This window comes from Arthrobacter sp. 2YAF22_2 (genome assembly GCF_052114645.1).
GTDB lineage: Bacteria > Actinomycetota > Actinomycetes > Actinomycetales > Micrococcaceae > Arthrobacter.
The window spans coordinates 1-2470 of the sequence record NZ_JBFRFD010000522.1; the positions used below are offsets into that span (position 1 = coordinate 1).

Genomic DNA, 2470 nt, shown 5'->3' on the forward strand with positions numbered 1-2470 from the left:
CCTGATGCGGCTGCAGGACGCCGCCGAGCACCCGCACGGCCTCACTTCACGGGACTTCGACGCCATCTTCACGCCGGACAAGCCGATTATTTTCGCATACCACGGCTACCCTGCACTGATCCACCGGCTGGCGTACCGCCGCACCAACCAGGCAGGCCTGCACGTGCGCGGCTACAAGGAGGAAGGCACCACCACGACGCCGTTCGACATGGCCATGCTCAACGGGATCGACCGCTACCAGCTCGCCATCGACGCGATCGACCGGGTCCCGGGGCTGGCGGAGCGGCACTCGCTGCTGCGCCAGTCGCTGCAGGACCTGCGCATCCGGGCGCACAACTACACCCGGGCGAACGGCGAGGACGCGCCGGAAATCAGCGGCTGGGCCCTGACGCTGAAGTAGCCGTCAGTAGCGGGCCGGGTCAGGGCCGGTGATTACGGCCGGCCGCCGCGATTGAGCGCGTCCAGCCCGCCGGTGGGCAGATGGATCCAGCCTTCGCTGCGGGCCGCCCGGGCGTGCCCCGGGTCGGGGCTAAGGGTGTCGCCGAGGGCTACGGCCCGCGCGGTGAGGGAGGCGATCACGGCGTCGAACATGTCATCGGAGCCGGCCAGCTCAGCTTCGTGTCCGGCCAGGTCCAGCCAGGGCGCGGCACGCTGCAGCCCGGCCAGGATTCCGTCCAGCCGCTCCGTTTCGGCGCCGCCGCGGCCCTTGTAGCCGCGGGCCAGCAGACCCCAGGACCTCAGGGACGCGGCCGGATAAACCTCGGCGAACCGGTCGCTGCCGTCCCTGGCCTGCGGACCGTGCTGCTGCGCTATTTTGGCCTGGATGACGGCGCAGCGCATCGCCGGGTGCGCCAGCCGGTCCGCGGCGACGCTGAGCGGAATCAGCCCGGTCCGGGCAGTGACGAAGCGGTCGGTGTCCCGGTAGGCCAGCAGCCGGCGCCCCTCGATGCCGTCATGGTCCAGCACCGGGTGCGGATCGCCGGCAAGGTGGCCGGCGAGGAAGGGCAGGAACGCGTCCGGCCAACCGACCGGGCAGTCGATTCCGGTCATATCGCTGGCGCCGAAGAGCCTGACGATTTCGCCGTCGTCGACGCCGAGGAACACCTCCACCAGCCGCGCGCCGCCGTCGCCCCATTCGAGCACGGCCGCCGCGGTCTTCTTGGTGGCGGCCGCGAGATCGACGCCGAGGGTCCTCACGACGGGCTCAGACCCGCCTGTACTGCAGCGCATTGTCAACGGCGCCCGCTTCGCCAAGGTCATCGCCCCGCGCAAAAGCGGCCCACAGGGCCCGCACGGACCGGCCGGTCATGTCCACGTCCTCCCAGCGGGCGCCGTCGATCAGGCCCACGCCGTCCCAGGTCTTGCGGTTGCCGAGCAGCAGGGGCAAGTCAATGGTGTGGGCGGCGCCGAAGATATTGCCGGGGGCGCGCCAGTCCATGACGTACCGGTGGGCCCGTCCGCCTGCCTTGGCGTGCCRGCGGGCGAAGCGGCGGGTAGCCCGGCCGTACACGGTTTCAGTCACCACCCAGTCGATGGCGCGGACGGCGGCAGCGCCCACCAGCGGAACCGCCGCCAACTGCATGAGCCACGGGCTGCGGGGGAGGAACAACCGGGCTTCCTCAGTTGTATGCCCGATCAGCACGTCGATCGCAGGCGCGGACCGGTCCCAGGCAGCCTCGATGGCACCTCCCTCCGGGAGCGGCTCGTGACCGTATTGGGTGCCAAAAGGCATTGCGGCGAGCAGCCCGAACTTCCGCGCCACCTTGGCTACCTGCGCCTCGCGTGCCACCACCTCCATGGCGGGGGTCCGCTCCGTCACGGTTTCAGCGGCGATTCCCATGGCGTGGTTCATTTTGGCGCGCCCCCGGGCGATGCCGAGCGGCGCGCTCTGGATGATCGCGCGCCGGAAAAGCCCCGGTGCGTCCGGGGTAGCCATCAGGTGGGCGATCGCATCGCCGCCGGCGGACTGGCCGAAGGCGGTCACCCGGCCCGGGTCCCCGCCGAAGGCCGCTATGTTCCGCTGCACCCACCGGAAGGCTTCCAGCTGGTCAAGGAGCCCCAGGTTACCGGGCCGGCCCCCGGGCGTGGCCAGGAACCCGAACAGGCCCAGGCGGTAGGTCACCGAAACAACCACCACGCGGTTCTCGGACACCAGTCGTGCAGGGTCGAAGATGGCCAGGTCCCCGGACCCGGTGGTGTAGGAGCCGCCGTGGATCCAGACCATAACGGGCAGCTTCTCGTCGGGCCTGAGGTCGCYGGGCATGGTGATCGAGAGATTCTGGCAGTCCTCGCTGCCCGGAAGCTCCCCGTATTTGGTGCCCAGGACGTCGTCGAGGAACGGAACCGGGCCCTGCGGGCAAGCCGGGGCCGGGGCCGTGGCCAAAAATTCGGAGGTCCAGTCCGCCGCGGCCGCGGGCGGCAGGAAGCGGCGCGCGGTGGCATACGGGATACCCGTGGCGCGCACGACGTC

At 70.7% G+C, this 2470-nt stretch carries 2 protein-coding genes and 1 pseudogene; 1 reads left to right on the forward strand and 2 read right to left on the reverse strand.

The window, feature by feature from the left end; genetic code table 11:
* Nucleotides 1-400: pseudogene (locus AB4Y86_RS16765) on the forward strand (phosphoketolase); the annotation flags it as partial.
* Nucleotides 401-432: 32 nt separating this feature from the next.
* Here AB4Y86_RS16765 and AB4Y86_RS16770 read toward each other — a convergent pair.
* Both AB4Y86_RS16770 and AB4Y86_RS16775 read right to left on the reverse strand, forming a co-directional pair.
* Nucleotides 433-1197, reverse strand: coding sequence for a DUF429 domain-containing protein (locus tag AB4Y86_RS16770; protein WP_441403303.1), 765 nt, complete (start codon nt 1195-1197; stop codon nt 433-435).
* Nucleotides 1198-1204: 7 nt separating this feature from the next.
* Nucleotides 1205-2470, reverse strand: a 1266-nt coding sequence (locus AB4Y86_RS16775; protein ID WP_441403304.1) for a carboxylesterase family protein, incomplete at its 5' end; no start/stop codon positions are given.